We start from the raw sequence: 20,269 nt of genomic DNA, 5'->3' as shown, positions 1-20,269 counted from the left end.
TTACTTCAGACTTAAAGTGCCAGCGAAACAAATAACTTGATACCAGAAAATTGCCCATTGGGCCAAGTAAAAGGATGGACAGGCCAACAATTGTCTCGCCCGGAATGCGTTCTGACTCACAGTTCCGGTCTGATCCTGATTCCAAACTGGACGGATAATGGAGGCATCAGTCTGATTGCACCATCAGGGGGCACACATCACGTTCAAAGCCTGTATTCAAAGCCACTACGCCCTAACGGCATAGCACTGGAAAATGGTGGCACCGTTTTACTGGCTCATCTGGGCGATACACAGGGCGGTATTTACCGACTGTCTGCCGATGGCCATGTTGAGCCGGTGGTTATGACCGTGGACGGCGAACCCATGCCGCCTGCCAACTTCGTTGTTCAGGATAGCCAGGGACGCATTTGGCTGACCGTGAGCACACGTAAAACACCACGCTCTGCAGACTATAGAGCAAGCGCCAGTACCGGCTTCATTGCCGTGGCTGAACCAGGTCAGAATGATGCACGTATTGTCGCAGACGGTCTGGGCTACACTAACGAATGCGTCATAGACGAGGTGCGAGGTCACGTCTGGGTCAATGAGACTTTCAGCAGAAAATTGACTCGCTTTACGATATCGAACACTGACAGCATTCAACTGAGCGATGCCCATTGCGTCTATCGTTTCGGTGTGGGCTCGTACCCCGACGGCCTGGCACTCGATGAAGAAGGCTATCTCTGGGTGACCAGCATTCTCAGCAACCGTATTCTGCGAATCTCACCGGATGGTGTGATGCAACGAATGTTCGAAGATTCCGATGAATCCCACCTGCAATGGACTGAAGAGGCCTACCAAAAGGATGCATTGGGTCGTGAACACCTGGATACCGCGCGCAGTGAGGTCATGAAAAACATCTCAAACCTGGCCTTTGGTGGCCCGACTCGTCAGCGAATTTATGTGGGCAATCTGCTGGGCGATAGCTTGCCTTTTTTCGACACACAATTCACCGGCGTTGCCATGCCTCATTGGGATGCAGAGCTTGGCGAGCTTCTGCCATTGTTACAAGATTCAGCAACTTGAGTTGCAAGCAGCCATTCTGCTCCACCTGACAACAGGGGCTAAAGAGAAAGCTGTATACAACAAATTTACGATGGTACTTACTCCAGTGGAACACCGGCTCGAGCGGCAAAATAGACAGCTTCTGTCCGATTTCTAGCCCCCAGGGTACGAAAAATGGCAGATAGATGCGCTTTGACCGTATTCTGCGAAATATCCAGTTTATTGGATATTGTCTTGTTTGGCTTGCCCTGTAGCAGGTAGGCTAAAACCTCGCGCTGCCGGTCGGAAAGTGAAGCCAATAGCGCAACATCACTACGTTCGCCGGGTGGGCGCGAGGCCATTTCACTCGTCATGATGTCTTTGGGCAGATAGACGCCACCGGCCACAATCAGACGAATGGCGCTCAGCAGTTCATCATGAGTGGCCGATTTTGTGATGAACCCCATGGCGCCACTGTCGATGCAACGATGAATTACGGTGGGATCCTGTTCTCCGGAAAGCACCACAATGGTGGTCTGAGAGGCCTGTTTTCGCAAGGTCAGCACAGAATCAACACCCACCGCATCATTCAGTTTCAGATCCAGTAAAACCAGATCAATCCCGGGATCTGTAGACAGTATATGTTGGGCACTACAAAGGTCTTCGGATTCTATGACTTCCGGCGTCGGAGACAAGCTTTGAAGCAGGTGAACCATACCGCTGCGAAAAAGTGTGTGGTCATCGACTATGAGAATCTTCATTCAACGAGTGCTCTACCGTTACATCGATACATCAACGGACTCTGACTGGTTCGTCAAGAATAACAAGTTTCCTCCGTTTACAGCCTTCCTGTCAAACACAGGGTTTGGTGAAATGCCCAACTGCACTACAATAGGCCCCAACTCATCAGCCGATTGCGACCTGCTCCTTGTCCAAATTGCCCCCCTTGACCAAAAGACTGCAACGCCAATGCGGTCGTGCCGTGACGGATTTCAACCTTATCGAGGCCAATGATCGCATCATGGTGTGCCTCTCGGGAGGTAAAGACAGTTACGCGATGCTCGACTTGTTGCTGCATCTGCAACGTGTGGCGCCTATCGATTTCTCACTGGTTGCGGTCAATCTTGACCAGAAACAACCCGGATTCCCTCAGCATGTCTTGCCAGACTATCTGGATGCACTGGGCGTGGAGTACCGGATTGTTGAAGAGGACACCTACAGCGTTGTAATGGACAAGGTGCCCGAAGGCAAGACAACCTGCGGACTGTGCTCACGGTTACGCCGAGGAATTCTCTATCGGGTAGCGGATGAACTGGGGGCCACCAAGATTGCGCTTGGCCACCATGCCGATGATCTGCTCGAAACGCTTTTGCTCAATATGTTTCATGGTGGATCCATCAAGACGATGCCTCCCAAGCTCCATGCAGACAATGGTAACAATGTCGTCATCAGACCTCTGGCCTACTGCCGTGAAACTGACCTGCAAGCATTCAGTGACATAAAAGGTTACCCCATCATTCCCTGTAATCTCTGCGGATCACAACCGAACCTGCAACGGCAAGCGATGAAGCAGTTGCTGACTACCTGGGAGGCGGAGGACCCCAGCAGAATCGCCTCGATGCTGACGTCACTGGGAAATGTTACGCCTTCGCATATGCTCGACAAGAATCTATATGACTTTGATAGTAATCAGCGAGTAAGCAGCACGCCTCTGAGTACACCGTTATTTGCTGGCAACGAATTCCCGTTATTACGTATGTAATGGACTGGCAATGATCACCGGATCAGCAGAGGCTGAGCCGGTGATCATTTGGCGAATCGCCCTGACACTGACGATTGCCCACTAGCATTTTGCAGACTACTTGAGCGAGGCGTACGCTTTAGTGAACCCGCTGAGTGAAATGCTGGCGCTGACTTCACCCTGGCTCGCGGCGATGACTGAAATTACAGCACCATTGCCGCCCTTGAACCGGTCGACCAAGTCACTGTCAATCGGCTCCCGAACCAGGCACCCCTGCTCTGTACAGACTTGAAATGGTGCCGTTTCCTGCTGCCCGTTATCGATGGTCACTGCCAGTCCTTCTGGCAAAACGACACCTAGCGGTGTTATTACATCGAGTACCGCGATAGCGGTGCGCTCGCCAACTTCCAGCGGTTCTGCCAATTTTCGAATGACCATTTCCAGCACGGGTGTTCCCTTGCTGTCATTACCGATCTGAGCCATGGCACAGTTCTTTCCTTCGCCATCACAAGCGACATTCCAGGCGCCTACTTTGGTTTGCTGGCCTTCCGAGGCCTGGCTTCTTGCGCCGGATGTGCTGGAATCCTGACGCGCCGCCGGAGCTTGCTCCCTCTCGCTTTGAGGCGTGGCACCCAGGTCCAGCTTGCCTGCAGGCTCTTCAGATGGGCCAAGTTTGAGGCCGGTTCCGGATTGCGCCCATGCCGAACTGACGAAAGCGCCGGGTAAGGACAAAGCTGTCACTGCAAGCAGTATGGCCAAACGATCTATCACAATAATTACCTGTTGGTTTGATGAGTGCGGACACAGAATCCGCTAAGTGTAGGTATCGCATGCGCTCGTCACAAGGTATGCAAACATGACAAGCTGGATTGGTCTGCTGTGAAACTCCCGAAATAAAACCTGTGAGCTCGCCAGTTGCTCTTTCACAGCCTTCTGGCACCCCTGTATATTACGCGTACTAAGGGTGCAGTTCATTATTGAACGAACTCTGACACACAGACTAATCAACTTGACGGCCTTTGTCGTCGTTACCGGATACCTGCTTCTACATGATACTTATTGAATCGGACCATTGGCGTCTGTGGTGTGACCCCCAGATTGGTGTGCAATGGATGGCTGCTGAAGTTCAGCGGCAGGGTACCTGGCATGCCGTAGTCCCCGATTGCCGTGAAGCGTCCCCCTCGAACGCGACGACAAGCCTGTCGCGTGCCGGCCAGAACGTCGCAGCGCCTCTGCCAGCTGCCAATTTCCATATGCTGCCGTACAGCAATCGCATTCGCGATGGACGGTTCGAATTTCAAGGGCAATCTGTACAACTCGCTGACGCTGATAAACATGCCATTCATGGCGCGCTACGTAAACTGCCATGGAAAATCGCTTCCAGCGACTCCCACTCATTGACATGCACACTACACTCCAGCGACCATCCGGAATTGAACTGGCCCTGGGCCATCGATGCCACCATCAAGCAAAGTATCGACGGTGATCGCCTTTCCAGCACTTTGATCCTGACCAACCGTGCAGAGACAGACATGCCTGCAGGCTTTGGCTGGCACCCCTATTTCGTACGTGAAGTCAATGGTTCCGAACCGACACTCACACTGCCTGTTCAGGGCATTTTCCCGGACGAGGCCGGTGATTGCCTGCCGGATGGAGCCCCTGTCGAACTGCCAAACGCTCTGGACTTTCGACAGGCAAAATCGCTGGACAAGAATCAGCGTATCGATTGCTGCCTGTCAGAGCTAAACGGACCCTGTGTGATTGACTGGAAGGACGGTGGGATTCAGCTACATATGACAGCCAGCGAGATTTGTCGCTTTCTGATTCTGTACAACCCGGACATGCCGCACTTTGCAGTAGAGCCAGTGACCAACGCAAACGATGCCTTCAACCTGGCCTCGCAGGGAGTTGATGCAGGCGTTGAGGTATTGAAGCCCGGCCAATCCATGGAAGCGACGATGACTTTGCAGGCCATCGTAACTTAGGGATCGTGAATAATTAAGTATCAAGAGTGCCAGGCAGACACTTGCCTGGTCAACTTCTGACAATCAACCCGGGACATTGCAGATGAATTTGCAGCCAGCGGGTTGAGTGAGTCAGGGTTTTTCCCGAATACCTTGCAAAGTGACTCCCAGAGGGCCGCGCGGAATATCTGTTCGTTGCACCTCGCCATTGCGCTCAACCAGCAATTGCACGTATTCACCACGTGTGCCTGAACGAGTACTGTTCTGCAAATCCTGCACGCTGAAGATAAGTTCATCGGCATAGCTGGAGACCACATCGCCCAACTGCACTCCTGCCTGATCGGCAGCAGAACCACTGATTACCGATGCGATTCCTACTCGATTGAACCTGCCCGACTCATACAGGTAACGGTCGTACGCACCATCGCCAAGCTCTGAGCGCAGATCCGGTCGACTCTCCTCGTTCAGAGCCTCCAGACGTTGATCAAGCTGTTCCGAATCCGCCCAGCCTTCGCGTGATGCCAGGTCGAAAAGCTCTAATCGCGCCAGTTGATATTCATCTCCACGAAACTGCAAATCGCGTGCGCTCTGCTCATCCAGTCCGGAGGCCAGCAAACTTTCATACTGACGCTCTGCTGGGGTTTCCCCAATGAACTGTGCATGGCTGCCGGCTTCGCCATCACCGGGAGCGGAAACGGACACAGACTCCGTAGCCGCTATTTGTCCATCGCTCATCAGACGGGACTCCAGGTTGACCATGTTCGCCTCAAGCTTGGCCACCTGTGTATTCAAACTGTCGATGGTTGCCTTCAATTGTTCCCGTTCTTCTATCGCTGCAATGACTGAGTCTTGCAATTGCACAAGTTCTATACTGACACCATCGCCTGGCAACAATGTGCTGTTGCCACTGAGCGGACCTGGTTGATCCTGATCAAGCTCCAATAGGGTCGCGTGCTCCCCGCTAAGGACTCGGCCAGGGTCACGCACCGCATCACTCATCGAAAAACCGTGGGTGAATATCAAAATAAGAACACTACTCAATGCGCCTGCGAAAATCGCAATGGCAACATTGATCAGCATGATTCCTTCTTGTTTTTCGTTCATGGCATGCAACATACACTTTTCGTTAAACTATAACTAAGTAGACATAATATTGCCTCTTCTGCAACTAACACGCCTCAAAGCCTCTTGAATCACCCAAAGATACTGCAAAGTAAAATATCACCAGGTTCCATACCGGAAAATTTCGAGACCGTGGATGTATACGCACACCGGGGCAGTACGGTTCTGGCTCCGGAGAACACCGAGCAGGCTTTTGAACTTGCGCTGGGGTACGGTGCAGATGTGCTGGAAATCGATGTGCGCCTGAGTCGGGATGGTCAGGTTGTAGTGACTCATGACTCGCGTGTTGAACGCACCTGCAATGGACAAGGAGCCGTAGCCGACCAGACACTGAGCGAACTCAAACGACTCGATGCGGCTTACAACTTCACAGACTTGCAAGGCAAGCACTATCGTGATCAAGGTGTTCGGTTAATCACTCTGGATGAGTTGTTCGAACGATTCCCGACCTCCAGAATCAATGTGGACATCAAGGATAATTCGGCACGAGCCGCGCAGGCCGTAGCCGATTCCATCAAGCAGGCTAATAGCTATGCACGCGTCAATGTCGGTAGCTTTCATGCCGCAGCTCTGGGGCATTTTCGAGATCGAGCACCTGAGGTGACCACCGCTGCCACCCAATCCGAAGTAGCGAAACTGTACTTTCTGGGCCGCGGAAAAAAACACACCCTACCCTTTCAATTTCTGCAAATTCCCGTTAGTTATTTTGGCATACCTTTAGCGACCCACAGCTTTATCCAGGCAGCCAGATCCCGTGGCATCAACGTTGTCTACTGGACCATCAACACGACTGAGGCGATGCAATTGTTGCTTGCTCGGGGCGCTCACGGAATCGTGACTGATCGGGTTGATCTTGCCTGCACGCTCTTGGGCAAAACACCTACAGAATCAGACTGAATACTGTCAAGCTGCAACGCTCACTGGTCAACTTTACATGTTTCGTCACATCATCAGATTTGGAAAAATAGTGCGTTAACATCTCGCTTCTGCTAATCGCCTATCTATCGGTAATGCTGTCATCACGTCGACAATCCCGCCGTTGGCCAAGCGTCACCAAAGAGTAACAGATGCACATACGCCCTATGTGGTCCACCCCCATGCAACGCCGATGAGCAGCCGACGACGTAAGCTCACTCCCAGTGCCGCAATGCGACGCCTGCTAAAGACAATGACGGGGATCTCGGTGCCCGCCGCTTCAAGAACGGTCAAGCAGGCAACTAAAAAAACAGTCAAAAAAAAGGCTAACAAGACTGCCAGCAAGATCGTCAAGAAGGTAGTCAGAAAGGTTGTTAAAAAGACCGCAAAAAAAGCCGTCGGAAAAACAACAAAGAAAATAGCCAAGAAGTCGGTCAGCTCAGCTTCGGCGCAATCAAAACCACCCTTTAGCGCTGGCGACTGGATCAAAGGTCATGCTATCGGTGCTGGCGGGCCACGGCGCTACTGCCTTTTCCGTCCCCACGGCGTATCGGCTGACGAAAGCTTACCGCTGCTTGTCATGCTGCACGGCTGTAGTCAGAATGCGCCCGATTTCGCACTCAGCACACGCATGAATACGATTGCCGCACGATCACGTGCGCTGGTACTTTATCCCGAGCAGGATCTGCGCTTCAATCCGCAAGGCTGCTGGAACTGGTACGACACCAAAAGCGGTCAGGCGAATGCCGAGGCTGCTACGTTGATGAGCATTATCAATCAGGTCTGTATACGCTACCCGGTCAATCGCGAAGCCGTCGCTATCGCAGGATTCTCGGCAGGAGCCAGTATGGCAGCCCTGCTCGCCACCCTGCATCCTGCACGTTTCCGTGCCGTAGCAATGCACTCGGGCGTGCCTCCGGGCAGCGCACGCTCAGCGGCCTCTGCGGTAGCTGCCATGCGCGGCCTCCAGCGATCAACAGCCCCCGGCGGCCTTCATCCATGGCCACCACTATTGATCGCGCATGGTCGCAGGGATCGAGTGGTCGCCATCAGTAACGCACACGCTGCAGCTCAGTTGTGGGCCAGCTCACTCGGCGCCAGAGAGAGCACGCCACGCAAGGTTCAACGCGGCAAACGCTATACCAGTACGGTGACTGATTTTCGTGCTGGCAGGCGTATCGTGGTCAGCCTCAATGAGATCGATAAACTGGGCCACAGCTGGAGTGGTGGCGACAGCAAACAACGGTTCAGCGACGCTGCGGGTCCTGACACCTCACGCCTCATCTGGAGCTTCTTTGAACGTCAGATGCGAGCTGCGTCCTGAAACAGGTTACAAAGAACCAGTCACCTCCCACCTGGCCGCAGTTCAGCTGCAACCGTGATCCGCCAGTTACCGGATTGCTCGTTCTGGTAATTTAACCAATATAACTACTTTTGTCTGACTGATATGCTTCTTGCTCAAACAAACAAACCATTGAAGGGACTGATGAAAAATCAACTTCTTGGCTGCACCGCGTTATTCCTTTCAAGCTCAGCAGCGATAGCAGCCCCGCTGGTTACTGGCAACACCATCAGCTGGCCTGATGATGGGTGGTATCAAGTGCAGGATGAACAGAGCTATACAGAGATCTGTAGCGGCACACGTTTCTGCGCGGTTGAACCGGGTAGCTATATTGTAGTAAACCATTCAACTGGCGAACGATTTGAGGGCGTCAAGGTTACTGGTGACAGCGAACCTGCATCATCTGTCACCGTGTCCGGTAACGTCATCAGTTGGCCAGATGATGGGTGGTATCAGGTGCAGAATGCCGCAACCTTCACCTCTTTTTGCGAAGGTGCTCAGTCATGTAACGTCGAACCGGGCAACTACATTGTTATCAATCACACAACAGGGCAGCGTTTTGAGAATATAAATGTTGAAGGTGATTATGAAACACCACCAGAAACCGAGCCTGAAACTGGCGTTCCAGTCATTACAACAGACAATCACGTCGAACTTGTATCAAATGTACTCGCCATCTTTTCAGGCAAACTCTATGGTGATGACATTCTCACCGCTCCAGATTATACCAACCCGGCTTTTGAGTACTGGCCAGAATTCAGTTATGCAACGAATGAACTGATCTCTGAACCCCTTGATATTGTGTGCAGCAATGGGGGCACCGTCTCTCTCGTGCCTGAGACAGAAGGCGTTGATACCCTGCTATTCTGGAATTTTGGTTTTGAGAATTGCCAGGATGGAATAACCATGCTGGATGGACAGATTTCACGTGGAATCTATGAGTCCATTGTTATTGACTCAACCGGATTCAGACGCGACGATCAAACTGAAGTACTTCAGTATTCTGGCTATCTCAGTGGACGGAGTCTTGAGCATTGGTATACCACCGACATGAACTTCAGCCTGGAAAGTGCCAATCACTCCCTCATCGTCAAGGACTCTACGGCTGGGTTCGATTTCAATTCAACAACAATTTCGGGGCAGTTCACGGTGCAAGCAGATTGGACCGGGGATGACATAATCGCCGTTAAGGTTCTTGAGACACCGAGTCCCTTTGATACACTGAGTCCCGACGATAACAAAGGCAAGCTGGAACTGAGTGCTGGTCCGGATAACAGGCTTGTATTAAACGCAGACACCGGCGACGTCAATACCGTTGACATCACCATCACCGCTGACGGCACTACCAGCACGTTTACTCAGCCATGGTCGTTGTGGTCCGACAGCCTTACGTTCAATTCAGTATCAGGATACTGATGTGACTACGGCACCATATCGAGTGGTGCCGTTCCTGATCTAGGCTGCCAATTCATCACAGCCCAGACTGGCTGCAAACAGATCCAGCAGCGTACGCTCTGCCCGTGCGACATAGCCATCGTGTTCCACGATTTCAAGACAGTGCTGAACGAATGCCATTCGAATGGATTTCGGCTGCACATACAAAGTCTGGAAAGCCGCTTCAAGCTCCTGGATGATGCCCTCCTCCCGAGCTGTGCGGCGAGGATAACGGGTCGTCGTATAACACTTGAGTACTCGTTCAAATTCAGCATCCAGCACCTGCGCTGATGCACCCGAGCTCTCAACCATCAATGATAGTAACAGGGCAAACTCACGGCCCATTGATTCAAACGCTTTGACATGCCTGGCTTGAGCGGTCCCGGAATCACCATTCACAATCGATTCGATCATGGGAAACTCAACGCCCAATCTGCGCCTGATCAGCTGCAAGCTGGCGTATCTCATCAGGTCATATTCGTCATTCGATCGTAACAACCGCTCTAGCTTGAGCAATAGACGCTGGCGACTCTCCTGCTTGATAGAGCCACTGAGTACGCTACAAGCATGCTCGATGACCCCCAGACGATCACTACGCAGCTCTCCTGGAATCAACGCACAGACGCTTTGAACTCGTTCCAGAAAGCCTTCATTGAAGCTGCGTGACAGAGCTCCATGATATTGCTCCCGTTTGTCTGGATCATCACTGACAAACAAAGCAAACAATACGGCCAGACAACTGCTCTCATCAGGCAGTAGCAGCAATAGGCGGTCGGATGGCGGCTTGCGAGTGACTTCTTCCACGACCATGTTTGTGCCGTACAAATGGTGAGCCCCCATACTGCCAGGCATTGACACCGGACTCGAATCGGCACTACCACGATTACTGGCAGACTCACCCGAAGCTCTGCTGCTTTTGCGCCGCTTGACCGAGAAGTGCGGTTCAATGGTTTGTATCCGCAACTGTATATCGGGATGGCTGGCTGTCAATCGCCGATACCAGACTAGCGCCGTATTGGCCTGAAAACACAGGTGTGCCAGCTCCTGCGCATGCAGACTGTGTAACGCCGGTTCATCTTCTCGTTGCCTGATAATATCCAGCGCGCTGGCCAGTGACACAGGGTCGCGTGTGAACTGAACCGCCGAGGCATCTGCCAGATACTCTCTTTGCCTGGAGAAAGCAGAGCGTATCAGCTGCCCGGAAAACACACCCACACTGCCGATGGCACGCAAGACGTACCCGACGATAACACCGGGATGAAATGATATCGGGTCATCCCGCGATACCGTTGAATCACCAATCAGCAAACGGCCAACCTCATCAATTGCCATCAAGCCACCCAAAGCAATCAGCAAGCGCATGTTCGTTGGCAAGTCACCATTTTTAATGTGACCAAACTCATGGGCAACAACTGCCTGCAATTGCGTTCGATCAAATGCGTCCAGAGCGCCTTGGGTAACGACCATCGCATGCCGCTCATCCTCAGCCCCAAGAACAAACGCGTTGATGCTGCTCTCATTACGCAGGATGTAGACGTCCGGCTGCGTCGTGCTCGAGGCAATCGCCATCTCAGCGACAATATTCAGTAACCTCTGCTCCTTGTCAAAACGCGCACGATCCGAGGCCCGTACTGCACCAAAGCGCCTGGCCAGCATCGCGCCACCACTTCTGACATCCAGGTAGCGAAAGTAGCCACCAGCCAGCACCGTAAACCAGACCAGTCCGATTAATGTCAGAGCCGGTGCTGAAGGTTCCAGAAAGCTGCTCTGTTCACCGAGCAGTTTTGACAGCCCCACTACAATGGACTGAATCACACCACCCATGGCTGCCATGGTCAGCAGAAACAGTATCAGCAATACAAACGACTGCCGACGCTTTGAAGCCTGTTGATCGAAAAAATTCATGACGCCTCAGTTCAGGCAAACGACACTGTAACCGGCTGTTTCATGGCAGGCTCTGACACTTCGAACAAGTCCGCCTCCTTGAAAGAAAAGGTGTTGGCTATAATGATGGCGGGAAATTGCTCGCGTGCGGTGTTGTATTGCATGACCGCATCGCTGTAGGCCTGCCTGGCAAATGCAACTCGGTTTTCCGTCGACGTCAGCTCTTCCTGCAGCTCCAGCATCTGGGTATCGGCTTTGAGTTCAGGGTAGCTTTCCATGACAAAATTCAATTGCCCCATCGCGCTACTCAGAGTATTTTCAGCAGAAGCAAGCGCCTCAACCAAAGAGGCATTCTGCGGATCGACGGCCGCATCCGCACAACGTTGCGATGCCTGGTTACGAGCTTCGGTGACGGCCACCAGCGTCTCGCTTTCATGGTTCATATAGGCCTTCGCTGTTTCCACCAGATTGGGAATCAGTTCATAGCGGCGCTGCAACTGAACCTCGATTTGCGAGAAGCCATTGAGAAAGCGGTTTCTCAAGCTCACCAGACGGTTGTACAGCTGAACAACGACGAGGCAGATAATTGCGACAATGATCAAACCGAGCATGCCTGTCGACATAGAAAATCTCCGAGTTCAATCGAAGAGCTATCGGCCGGCGGCGAACCAGCTTGACTTGATCGGTTATATTTTTTCCCGAAAACAGAGTATCAAGCTGATCTGGCGTGCTCGAACTCATCCAGCTTTGGACCTGTGAGCTTGAACGCCTTGCCGAAGCCCATCACAAACTGGCCACGATGCGGCACCAGCCGAAAAAGTACAAAATCGGGAAGCTGACGCAAGAGGTTGATCATCTTGCCGTGCTGTTGTTCAAACCGATCCAGCAAGGGGGCATAGTGCTCATCTTCCTTGCGAACCACCTTTGCCTCGCATTGGTAACTGACCCGAGTACGAGCGAAAATCTGGGAAGAATCAGCCTCATCGCTGATGATCATTGCTGACGCTCGACCATTGGCCAACAGGTCACGAGTATGCAGGGCAAGCTGACTGACAAAAATGATGACATCCCCCTCATCCAGTAGAAACGGGGTATAGCCCGAGTGCGGCTCACCATCTTCACCCAGTGTTGCCAGCAAGACACTTTTCACCGTGACTTTCAGATCAGCCAGAACTTGGGCGGGATTCTCTTCCTTGCTCATTGGCAAGCTGGCTCCTGAAAAATAAAGATGAACGATAATGTCAGGGCTCGTAAAATACTTGTCTGTCCATTTCGGTAGTTCACGGACCCTTGAATCATGATAAACCACGGCACATGAAGATACGACCCTTTGAAACACGCGATACCGATGAAGTCATCATGCTCTGGGAAGCCTGTGCACTGACCCGTCCATGGAATAATCCAGCATTGGATATCCAGCGCAAGTCAGCTCTTGATGACGATCTGTTTCTGGTGGGCGAAAAGGATGGCATGATCGCCGGGACCGTCATGGCTGGCTATGAGGGCCACCGTGGCTGGATAAACTATCTGGCCGTCGCCCCCAGTGCCCGCCACTGCGGGTTGGGCAAACAATTGATGATCAATGTAGAGGCGCGCCTGCTTGAACTGGGTTGCCCCAAGATCAACTTGCAGATTCGTCATGGCAACGATGCTGTCATCGCCTTCTATGAAGCGATCGGCTTCAGTACCGATGCCTGTGTGAGCATGGGCAAACGCCTCATACCCGACGCCTGAACTCAGCCGATGACGGGGTTTGGCAGACCCCTTGGCCACGCCTGCCTGATTAGCAGTACCTGCTTCTCAGCTTCTATTGCGCCAGAGCCGGTAAATCTCCTGCTGTTCCCATGGCATAGCGCATCACCAGAGATTTGGCAGGCCCTGCACGATCGGCAATGTTCAACGCCGCCGAACGGGCCGTTCTCACCCCGCTCGGCTGTGGTTTGAACGCATGATAGAAACCATCCAGTATGGATATCATCAGTGCGTTCTCACCGCGTCTCCAGCGCTCATAGCCGCGTAACACGCGACGGCTGCCCAGATCCCGCCCACTGTCAACGGCCTCTATCAGCACTTGCGCCAAGGCTGCAGCATCCAGCATACCCAGATTCACGCCCTGCCCTGCCAACGGATGAACCGTGTGAGCTGCATCGCCAATAAGGGCAACCCGTTCAGCAATATAATGTTGCGCATGCGCCTTCACAATGGGAAAACTGCTGCGCTCCAGAATCTTTCTGATGGCACCCAGCTCAGGCGGGAAGCTGCGGTGCAGTGCTTCGATGAAATCAGCCTCACTCAGAGCTTTCAGACGTTTCACTTCCTCGGCATCGTGATACCAGACCAGTGAGGCATGGTGCCCTGTCAGTGGCAACATGGCTTCCGGGCCCGTTGGCTGGAACCGCTGCCACGTAATGTCCTGCTGGGGAAGCTCGGTCTCAACAGTGGCAACCAGTGCATGATGCGGGTATGGCGAGCGATCAACCTGGATACCCGCCTGATCCCGAACCGTGGAGCGTCCACCATCGGCCCCTACCAGTAGCCGCGTTGAAATGGCTCTCTGCCCATCACTCAGCTCACACTGAACATATCCCGCATGACATTGATACGAGACCAGACTTGCCGGACACAAGAAATCTACCGTTGCGGCTGATTTGATGACATCGAGTAACGCCAGCTGCAAGACTCGATTTTCAACAATATGCCCAAGCTCAGGCACGCCGATGTCACTGGCTCGAAAGTGCGTCTGCCCTGCCGCCTCGCCATCCCATACCAGCATCTGGCGATAGGGGCAGGCACGCCGGGTGATGATGCCTTGCCAGGCGCCGACCTTCTCCAGCATACGCTGGGTGGCGATGCTCAGAGCCGAAACACGGATATCACGCTCAGGCTCACTGCCGGGGGCAAAGGGTTCGGGCTCTTGCTGCTCCAGCACCGCCACTTTCAGGGAACCCTGTGTGGCCAATGCCGCTGCCAGCATACTTCCGACCATGCCACCACCCACGATCACCACGTCGTAGTCGAATGAACATTCTGATTGCATAGTCATGCCAGTCGCCTCTGTATTTATCTAATGATACGAAATCTGAGGCTGTACTGGCCAACTAAACCCTATGATGCCTGGTCGCGACTCAACGCTCGTTTTACTGGGGCGTTACTACACCATGCTCGATACGTTGCCATCCGGTCTCCGGACTCTGGCTGACCTCGAAGGTAGGCCAGAAATTGTATTCCGGCTGAACCGTCACGATCTGCTTGCGGCCACTCATGGAAACCACTGTCAGACGGGTTATCTGATCCTGCTCGCGCTGGCTGACAAGTGTCAGAAAATCATCAAGATCATTGACCGGCGAACCATCTACGGCAACCACAAAACGATTTCGATACAGGGAATCCCACAAGGCCGGTGAGCCATCTTCGGTGTCAGCAATATAGACGCCGGGAAAGCTCACAGACTTCTGGTAGGCAATATCTGAAAAGACATTCTCGAAAGTGGCACCCGCCCAGCTGACAATGCGCTGCGTACCACGCGTATCAAGCATTGATGGCTTCAGTAGCACCTGAATAACCTTGCCCGCGCGCAGAATAGTCAGTTCAAGCTCGGAGCGTTGCGAGAGTGTTTCCGCCACAAACAGCTCTGAGACCAGCTCACCATCAATAGCCAGCAACACGTCTCCCGAGCGTAGCTTCTCAGCCGCGTCGGTATCTGGCAGCTGCCGCGATACAGACAAGACTCTTCGCATTTCCGAAGGTAATTCGTTATAACGCAACAACCAGCTATCCGGCAGCCCATATTGACGAGCGAGCGACAATGGCTGGTAAGACAGGTGCGCATCAAGCGAATAGTAAGGTTGCTGCGAACGATACATACGCAGTGATTCCCGAATGACAGCAGCCGGCATCGCCCACTCACGTTGGCTGATCTGCCGATCTTTTTCGTAGGCGAAGGACATATAGACGGCATGCACATCACCATTCTCATCCACCAGTGGGCCACCCAGTGAAGGTGGAACATTAGGCACGCCATAGACATCCAGTGAAGCTTGCTGAAACCTTGGCAGACCCGGCGCACTGAAGCCGATGGTGAGATGACTGATATCGTCGATGGCATGGCGACGGAAGGTACCATCAGCCCGATAGCCAACCATTGTCAGATTCTGTGGCAACTCGGTTTCCAGCTCACTGAGTGTGAGTGCGTCAAACTGTGCATCAGCCAGCAACGAGGCATCGTATTGCACCAGAGCCACGTTGTGCCGGGGGTGAAGGAAAACCACCGTTGCCGGGACCACCAGTGAGCCGAAGAAGGTGAGTTCAACATCACCCAGCGCAATGGGAACCGTGTTTCGATCAACGGCGACCAGGCCCGCCTGCTTGTCAATCACTATCCCTACACCCTTGAAATGGCGCGCATAGACGTTGTCAACCGAATAAGGTATGTCGAAATCCACATGCACCATGGCAGGAGCCACCTTGTCCAGCAAGGCGTCCTTGTAGTTCGGCACGCTGACTAATTGCTTACTGCTATCTGGCTCAGGTTCTGCCAGCGTTACCACCGAGCAATCCCAGAACCGGACATCGTCAACCCGGGTGCAGGCACGCTGCCCGAACCAATGCGTGTCAATCTGGATCTGAGCGAGTTCGGAGCTGAACTCGCGTCCAGGGACAATGTAGCGCACACGCTTTTTATCCTTGTTTCTGGATTGATTCAATGCTGCCAGAAAACCATCAATATCCTCTATAGGCATGTCTTCAAGCTCGGTGATCAGGGCTCCTTGGGGAACATTGGCACTGGTGAGTGCGTAGCCGGGACGCATGACAATCACGCCTTTGCGAGGCAGATTCATGGCACGGGCATGCTGAATGGACATGTTCTGCAAGATGGTGTCGCCAAGCTCCAGAAACTTGTGAGGAGCCAGAGCATTCAGATCAACCACACTGACACGGCTTGTCGTGCGTTCACCCTGGCGTATCAGCTCCACCTCCAGAGTCTGCTCGATGGAGGCATCCAGCAGCGTTTCCAGACTGAGAAAATCGGTGACCATCGCCTTGTCTATAGAGACCAGAATGTCACCAGGCTGCAACAGACCATCGGCAATGCCACCAGTGATGACTTGCTCTACCGTCAACATCCCGGTAGTTCCGTAGTTGGTTGCACGCACTAGCGATTCGGTATCCTCATCCAGACCCAGGCGACGCAACTCACGAAATGGTTGATGCTCAAACAGAGTTTCGAAACCGCCGCGATCGATCGGCTCATTGGCTTGCAATTTTTTCAGTGCGTACTGAATGCGCGCCAACGGCAGAAAGAAACTGCTGGCCGTCTTGGTATTGGCAGCAGCATTCAAGGCAACCACATCGCCATCCAGATCAATAACCGGCGAGCCCGAACTGCCGCCAGAAGTACCCGAGGCTGCCTGTAGATAGAAAGTGTTGAAATCGTTGTAACCGTAGCGACCATACGAGGGGACTTCCCGATCAAGCCGGGCAATGGTGCCGGGCAAAATGGAGAGTTGCTCACCACCATCACTGCCGATGACCCGGATGTTCATGCCCGTGCTGACTTTTTCTGGCCGTAACTGCAATGATTCTGGCGTTGCGTATTTAAGATCGGCCGGTTTGTAACGAATGAAACCGAAGTCATGAATGGGGTCCCGATACAAAGGGACTGCATCCACTCTTTCCTGGTTCTGGAAAGTTGCAGATATTCGGATAGGTCCAGAGCCTACGACATGGCGATTGGTCAGAATGATTCCGCGCTCGGCATCCACGACAAAACCTGTGGCGCTGCTCCCTCCCTGCTCGTTATCATCGAAGTTACGCAGCTGCGACAATTGTAGCGAAACCACCGAATCGGCAACCCGCGACACTGTTCGCGCCCAGTTGTCCTCTTCGCTGGCAGCCTGCGCCGTCGAAGGTAAAATGCTGACGCCCAGACTACCGAACAGACAGCTCAGTAGCGACAATGACAGAACAAGCTGTCTGGATTTACCCGCAATCTGGCAATTTGTCACATGAAATGTCACTAACACTAACTCCTCTTTGCTTTCAAATGGTGCGCAACAAGTGTTCCAAATCCTTCGCCTTGCAACATCCCTCCGGTTTACTATAGGTTGTACAACACACAACGACGCGTACTGCGTTTCATAACCGACACCGGCTTTACCGCATTTCATGACGAATCAGATCAACGGGACAGAAGCAGCCATCGACTGGTTCAGGGCAGCCTCACCCTATATCAATGCTCACCGAGGCAAGACGCTGGTGATTTGCGTGCCTGGCAGTGCGCTTAGAAGTGAACTCCTGCCAACACTCACTCACGATCTGACACTGTTAAGTCATATTGGTTTACGTCTGGTTCTGTGTTTCGGCATTCGTGAGCAGGTAGACGAGCAATTGGCACAGACCCATATCAAAGGTCATATCGTCGCAGGTCGCAGAGTCACAGACCCGCAAGCGCTCTCAGCCATCATCAGCGCAGCCGGCCTGGTTCGCAATGATCTGGAAGCCCGACTGTCGATGGGCTTGCCAAATACCCCCATGGCGGGCGCCCGGCTCGCAGTCACATCGGGTAATTTTGTCACCGCTCAGCCATTCGGCGTGCATGGCGGCCTGGATTTTCAACATACCGGCTCGGTTCGTGAAATTCATCAAAACGCCATTCAGGCTTTGCTCAACGCAGGTCATCTGGTACTGCTGCCCCCCTTGGGCTACTCGCTCACTGGAGATGTATTCAATGTCACTGCCACCGAAGTGGCGAGCGCCGCGGCCATTGCCTTGAAGGCAGACAAGCTGGTTTTTCTGGTGAATGCACTACCTCGTGACACCGACGGCTCGGTTGTACGCCAGGCCAGTGCCAATCAGATTCAAAAACTCTATGGCGTTTCTGAAGCAACAGTAATCTCACAGACTGAGCAGAGCCCTGACAAGGAGCCAGAGGAAACCGCACAAGGCACTGGAGATACCAGTCTGGACCAGATTCTGGGCACAGCCGTGCAAGCCTGCCTGCATGGCGTGCAAAGGGTTCACCTGTTGGCCAACGATAACCCTGATGCCTTGTTAAGCGAGCTTTTCACTCGAGATGGCAGTGGCACACTGATAACCGCTGAGCGCTGGGATCATATTCGCCCGGCCTCCATTTCAGATGTCGGTGGCATCATTGAATTGATTACCCCCTTACAGGCCAATGGCACGCTGGTCAGCCGGTCGCGCGAGGCTCTTGAACTCGATATCGATCGTTTTGTCGTCAGCGAACGCGACGGCATGGTTGTTTCCTGTGCCGCCATGTACCTGGAAGACGATTCGTCCACCGCAGAAATAGCCTGTATGGCCACCCATCCTGATTACCGCGGGCAAGGCCGTGCTGACCAGCTACTGACACATCTGGAAAAACAGGCTCGCCGACAATCATTCCGCCACGCCCGAATACTCAGCACGCATACCGGCCACTGGTTCATCGCCCGAGGTTATTCGGAATTAGCGCTCGAGGATTTGCCTGCCAACCGCCGGGCAAGTTACAACCAGGCACGAAACTCCAAGATCTATCAAAAGCGCCTGTAATATCAATACGGCACTGTCGACTACTGATTTCAGCGTTCTGCGATTTCAATCTGCAGGGCGCTGAGCGCCTTCAGCCTTTCCTGATTGCTCGACAGCTGTAACAGCTCGAACTTTGCCTCAGGGGTCAATGGCAGGACTTCGAGTAATCGGTGACTGATCCAGTCTGCGTCATCCAGACGTTTTTCCTCGAAACGAATATCGGTGTCCAGATAACTGAGAATAAGCTCGAGTTTCTGTGCCAGCAATTCGTATTCGGGCAACATGGGCGTCGGTTGGCTGGCTGGCAAGAGCTCTACCTGTCCAATCAAGAGGCCGGTATCCGATGATATATAGTCGAGGAGTCGGAACTCTTCGAGCCCCTTGGCAGTTATGTGCAACAAGCCATCCGCGCCTTGATCGAAATCGACGATCGATACGTGAGTTCCCAACGGATACGGCACGGAGGTTTCACCCGCTTCACGCCCTTGTCTGATCAGACAGATGCCGAAGCCCGTATCGTTCCTGAAGCACTCCTTCACCATATCGATATAGCGCCGCTCGAACAGACGCAACGGCATGAAGCCGTCGGGTAGAACGATACTTGAAAGCGGAAAAAGAGGTAATTGCATAAGGCGGGTAGTTCGCACTCACTCAGCAGGAGTGCTGCGGTTGTCTAATCTTCAATACCCCAGCGAGGCATGATGCTCTGAGCAACGCCAAGTTGGTCCATGATCCGGGCAACAACGAAGTCAATCAGTTCGTCGATGCTTTGGGGTAAATTGTAAAAGGCCGGGTTGGGCGGCATGATCACGACGCCAGCTCGGGCTAACCTGGACATATTCTCCAGATGAATTAAAGAGAAGGGCATTTCCCGTGGCATGACGATGAGCTTGCGCCCTTCCTTGATCACCACATCAGCCGCACGCTCCAGCAAGCTGTTACAGGTGCCGGCAGCCACTGATGCCAGCGTGCCTGTCGTACACGGACAGATAACCATGGCGTCGGGTACGCCAGAGCCACTGGCCACAGGTGCGGTCCACTCTTCCTGACCAAATGCCTTTATCTGCCCTTCCCGTGCACCGTACATTTCTGAAAACTGCGACTGCACCTGCGCCGTTCGAGCCGGCACAGGGATGTCTGTATCCATCCCCATGACAATACGGGCAGGCTTTGACATCAGTACGTAGACCTCGCAATTGGCCTGCACCAGGCATTCAATCAGCCGCAAAGCGTATTGAATGCCCGATGCCCCTGTCATCGCGACACAGATGGTCTTGTCAAACTGGTGTGCTTTTACTGGCTCGGGTACCAGTC

The 20,269-nt window shown here is 53.2% G+C and carries 18 protein-coding genes; 8 read left to right on the top strand and 10 right to left on the bottom strand.

Annotated elements, in window-relative coordinates; genetic code table 11:
* Window positions 1–57 precede the first annotated feature (57 nt).
* Window positions 58–1,065: an SMP-30/gluconolactonase/LRE family protein gene (locus IMCC3135_RS11520; protein ID WP_157735926.1), complete on the top strand. Its 1,008-nt coding sequence runs from the start codon at window positions 58–60 to the stop codon at window positions 1,063–1,065.
* Between the two features lie 77 nt (window positions 1,066–1,142).
* Here IMCC3135_RS11520 and IMCC3135_RS11515 read toward each other — a convergent pair whose 3' ends face one another.
* Window positions 1,143–1,784, bottom strand: coding sequence for a response regulator (locus IMCC3135_RS11515; RefSeq protein ID WP_088917737.1), 642 nt, complete (start codon window positions 1,782–1,784; stop codon window positions 1,143–1,145).
* 185 nt (window positions 1,785–1,969) lie between these two features.
* Here IMCC3135_RS11515 and ttcA point away from each other — a divergent pair, with 185 nt between their 5' ends.
* Entirely contained in the window at window positions 1,970–2,785 is an 816-nt protein-coding gene (ttcA, locus tag IMCC3135_RS11510) for a tRNA 2-thiocytidine(32) synthetase TtcA (RefSeq protein ID WP_236994771.1), read from the top strand.
* Between the two features lie 96 nt (window positions 2,786–2,881).
* Here ttcA and IMCC3135_RS11505 read toward each other — a convergent pair whose 3' ends face one another.
* Window positions 2,882–3,535 (bottom strand): invasion associated locus B family protein, encoded by a 654-nt coding sequence (locus tag IMCC3135_RS11505; protein ID WP_088917735.1) that lies wholly within the window; start codon window positions 3,533–3,535, stop codon window positions 2,882–2,884.
* 278 nt (window positions 3,536–3,813) lie between these two features.
* Between IMCC3135_RS11505 and IMCC3135_RS11500 the strand changes: the two genes are divergently transcribed.
* The gene (locus tag IMCC3135_RS11500; protein ID WP_088917734.1) at window positions 3,814–4,749 is read left to right on the top strand and encodes an aldose epimerase family protein; all 936 of its coding nucleotides are present in this window, start codon (window positions 3,814–3,816) and stop codon (window positions 4,747–4,749) included.
* 111 nt (window positions 4,750–4,860) lie between these two features.
* On the opposite strand, the gene IMCC3135_RS11495 is transcribed toward IMCC3135_RS11500, so the two are convergent.
* The gene (locus tag IMCC3135_RS11495; RefSeq protein WP_157735925.1) at window positions 4,861–5,832 is read right to left on the bottom strand and encodes a PDZ domain-containing protein; all 972 of its coding nucleotides are present in this window, start codon (window positions 5,830–5,832) and stop codon (window positions 4,861–4,863) included.
* Between the two features lie 84 nt (window positions 5,833–5,916).
* On the opposite strand from IMCC3135_RS11495, the gene IMCC3135_RS11490 reads away from it, so the two are divergent.
* From IMCC3135_RS11490 to IMCC3135_RS11480, 3 genes are all read left to right on the top strand, one after another.
* Window positions 5,917–6,747, top strand: coding sequence for a glycerophosphodiester phosphodiesterase family protein (locus IMCC3135_RS11490; RefSeq protein WP_157735924.1), 831 nt, complete (start codon window positions 5,917–5,919; stop codon window positions 6,745–6,747).
* A 211-nt stretch (window positions 6,748–6,958) separates the two neighbouring features.
* Window positions 6,959–8,089 (top strand): extracellular catalytic domain type 1 short-chain-length polyhydroxyalkanoate depolymerase, encoded by a 1,131-nt coding sequence (locus tag IMCC3135_RS11485; protein ID WP_205738006.1) that lies wholly within the window; start codon window positions 6,959–6,961, stop codon window positions 8,087–8,089.
* A gap of 162 nt (window positions 8,090–8,251) precedes the next feature.
* Complete coding sequence (locus IMCC3135_RS11480; RefSeq protein WP_088917730.1) at window positions 8,252–9,523, top strand: hypothetical protein; 1,272 nt, start codon at window positions 8,252–8,254, stop codon at window positions 9,521–9,523.
* A 39-nt stretch (window positions 9,524–9,562) separates the two neighbouring features.
* Here the strand turns inward: IMCC3135_RS11480 and IMCC3135_RS11475 are convergent, their stop codons facing one another.
* The 3 genes from IMCC3135_RS11475 to IMCC3135_RS11465 all read right to left on the bottom strand — a co-directional run bounded on the left by IMCC3135_RS11475 (window position 9,563) and on the right by IMCC3135_RS11465 (window position 12,626).
* Complete coding sequence (locus IMCC3135_RS11475; RefSeq protein WP_088917729.1) at window positions 9,563–11,446, bottom strand: M48 family metalloprotease; 1,884 nt, start codon at window positions 11,444–11,446, stop codon at window positions 9,563–9,565.
* A gap of 11 nt (window positions 11,447–11,457) precedes the next feature.
* Window positions 11,458–12,048, bottom strand: a complete 591-nt coding sequence (locus IMCC3135_RS11470; RefSeq protein WP_088917728.1) for a LemA family protein — start codon at window positions 12,046–12,048, stop codon at window positions 11,458–11,460.
* A gap of 89 nt (window positions 12,049–12,137) precedes the next feature.
* Window positions 12,138–12,626: a HugZ family pyridoxamine 5'-phosphate oxidase gene (locus IMCC3135_RS11465; RefSeq protein WP_088917727.1), complete on the bottom strand. Its 489-nt coding sequence runs from the start codon at window positions 12,624–12,626 to the stop codon at window positions 12,138–12,140.
* Window positions 12,627–12,739: 113 nt separating this feature from the next.
* Here IMCC3135_RS11465 and IMCC3135_RS11460 point away from each other — a divergent pair, with 113 nt between their 5' ends.
* Window positions 12,740–13,159, top strand: coding sequence for a GNAT family acetyltransferase (locus IMCC3135_RS11460; protein ID WP_088917726.1), 420 nt, complete (start codon window positions 12,740–12,742; stop codon window positions 13,157–13,159).
* 73 nt (window positions 13,160–13,232) lie between these two features.
* On the opposite strand, the gene IMCC3135_RS11455 is transcribed toward IMCC3135_RS11460, so the two are convergent.
* Complete coding sequence (locus IMCC3135_RS11455; protein ID WP_205738005.1) at window positions 13,233–14,468, bottom strand: UbiH/UbiF/VisC/COQ6 family ubiquinone biosynthesis hydroxylase; 1,236 nt, start codon at window positions 14,466–14,468, stop codon at window positions 13,233–13,235.
* Window positions 14,469–14,562: 94 nt separating this feature from the next.
* The gene (locus tag IMCC3135_RS11450; RefSeq protein ID WP_169727447.1) at window positions 14,563–17,448 is read right to left on the bottom strand and encodes a trypsin-like peptidase domain-containing protein; all 2,886 of its coding nucleotides are present in this window, start codon (window positions 17,446–17,448) and stop codon (window positions 14,563–14,565) included.
* 142 nt (window positions 17,449–17,590) lie between these two features.
* Here IMCC3135_RS11450 and argA point away from each other — a divergent pair, with 142 nt between their 5' ends.
* Window positions 17,591–18,976 carry an amino-acid N-acetyltransferase gene (gene argA, locus IMCC3135_RS11445; protein WP_088917723.1) on the top strand — a complete coding sequence of 462 codons (1,386 nt, stop codon included), beginning with the start codon at window positions 17,591–17,593 and terminating at the stop codon, window positions 18,974–18,976.
* A gap of 29 nt (window positions 18,977–19,005) precedes the next feature.
* Here argA and IMCC3135_RS11440 read toward each other — a convergent pair whose 3' ends face one another.
* Both IMCC3135_RS11440 and IMCC3135_RS11435 read right to left on the bottom strand, forming a co-directional pair.
* Window positions 19,006–19,584, bottom strand: coding sequence for an LON peptidase substrate-binding domain-containing protein (locus IMCC3135_RS11440; RefSeq protein WP_088917722.1), 579 nt, complete (start codon window positions 19,582–19,584; stop codon window positions 19,006–19,008).
* Between the two features lie 44 nt (window positions 19,585–19,628).
* Complete coding sequence (locus tag IMCC3135_RS11435; RefSeq protein WP_257790425.1) at window positions 19,629–20,267, bottom strand: flavin prenyltransferase UbiX; 639 nt, start codon at window positions 20,265–20,267, stop codon at window positions 19,629–19,631.
* Window positions 20,268–20,269: the final 2 nt, after the last annotated feature.

Origin of the sequence: Granulosicoccus antarcticus IMCC3135 (genome assembly GCF_002215215.1) — a bacterium.
GTDB lineage: Bacteria > Pseudomonadota > Gammaproteobacteria > Granulosicoccales > Granulosicoccaceae > Granulosicoccus > Granulosicoccus antarcticus.
The sequence above is the reverse complement of the archived record's forward strand: the minus strand, read 5'-3'. Positions and strand labels throughout refer to the sequence as shown.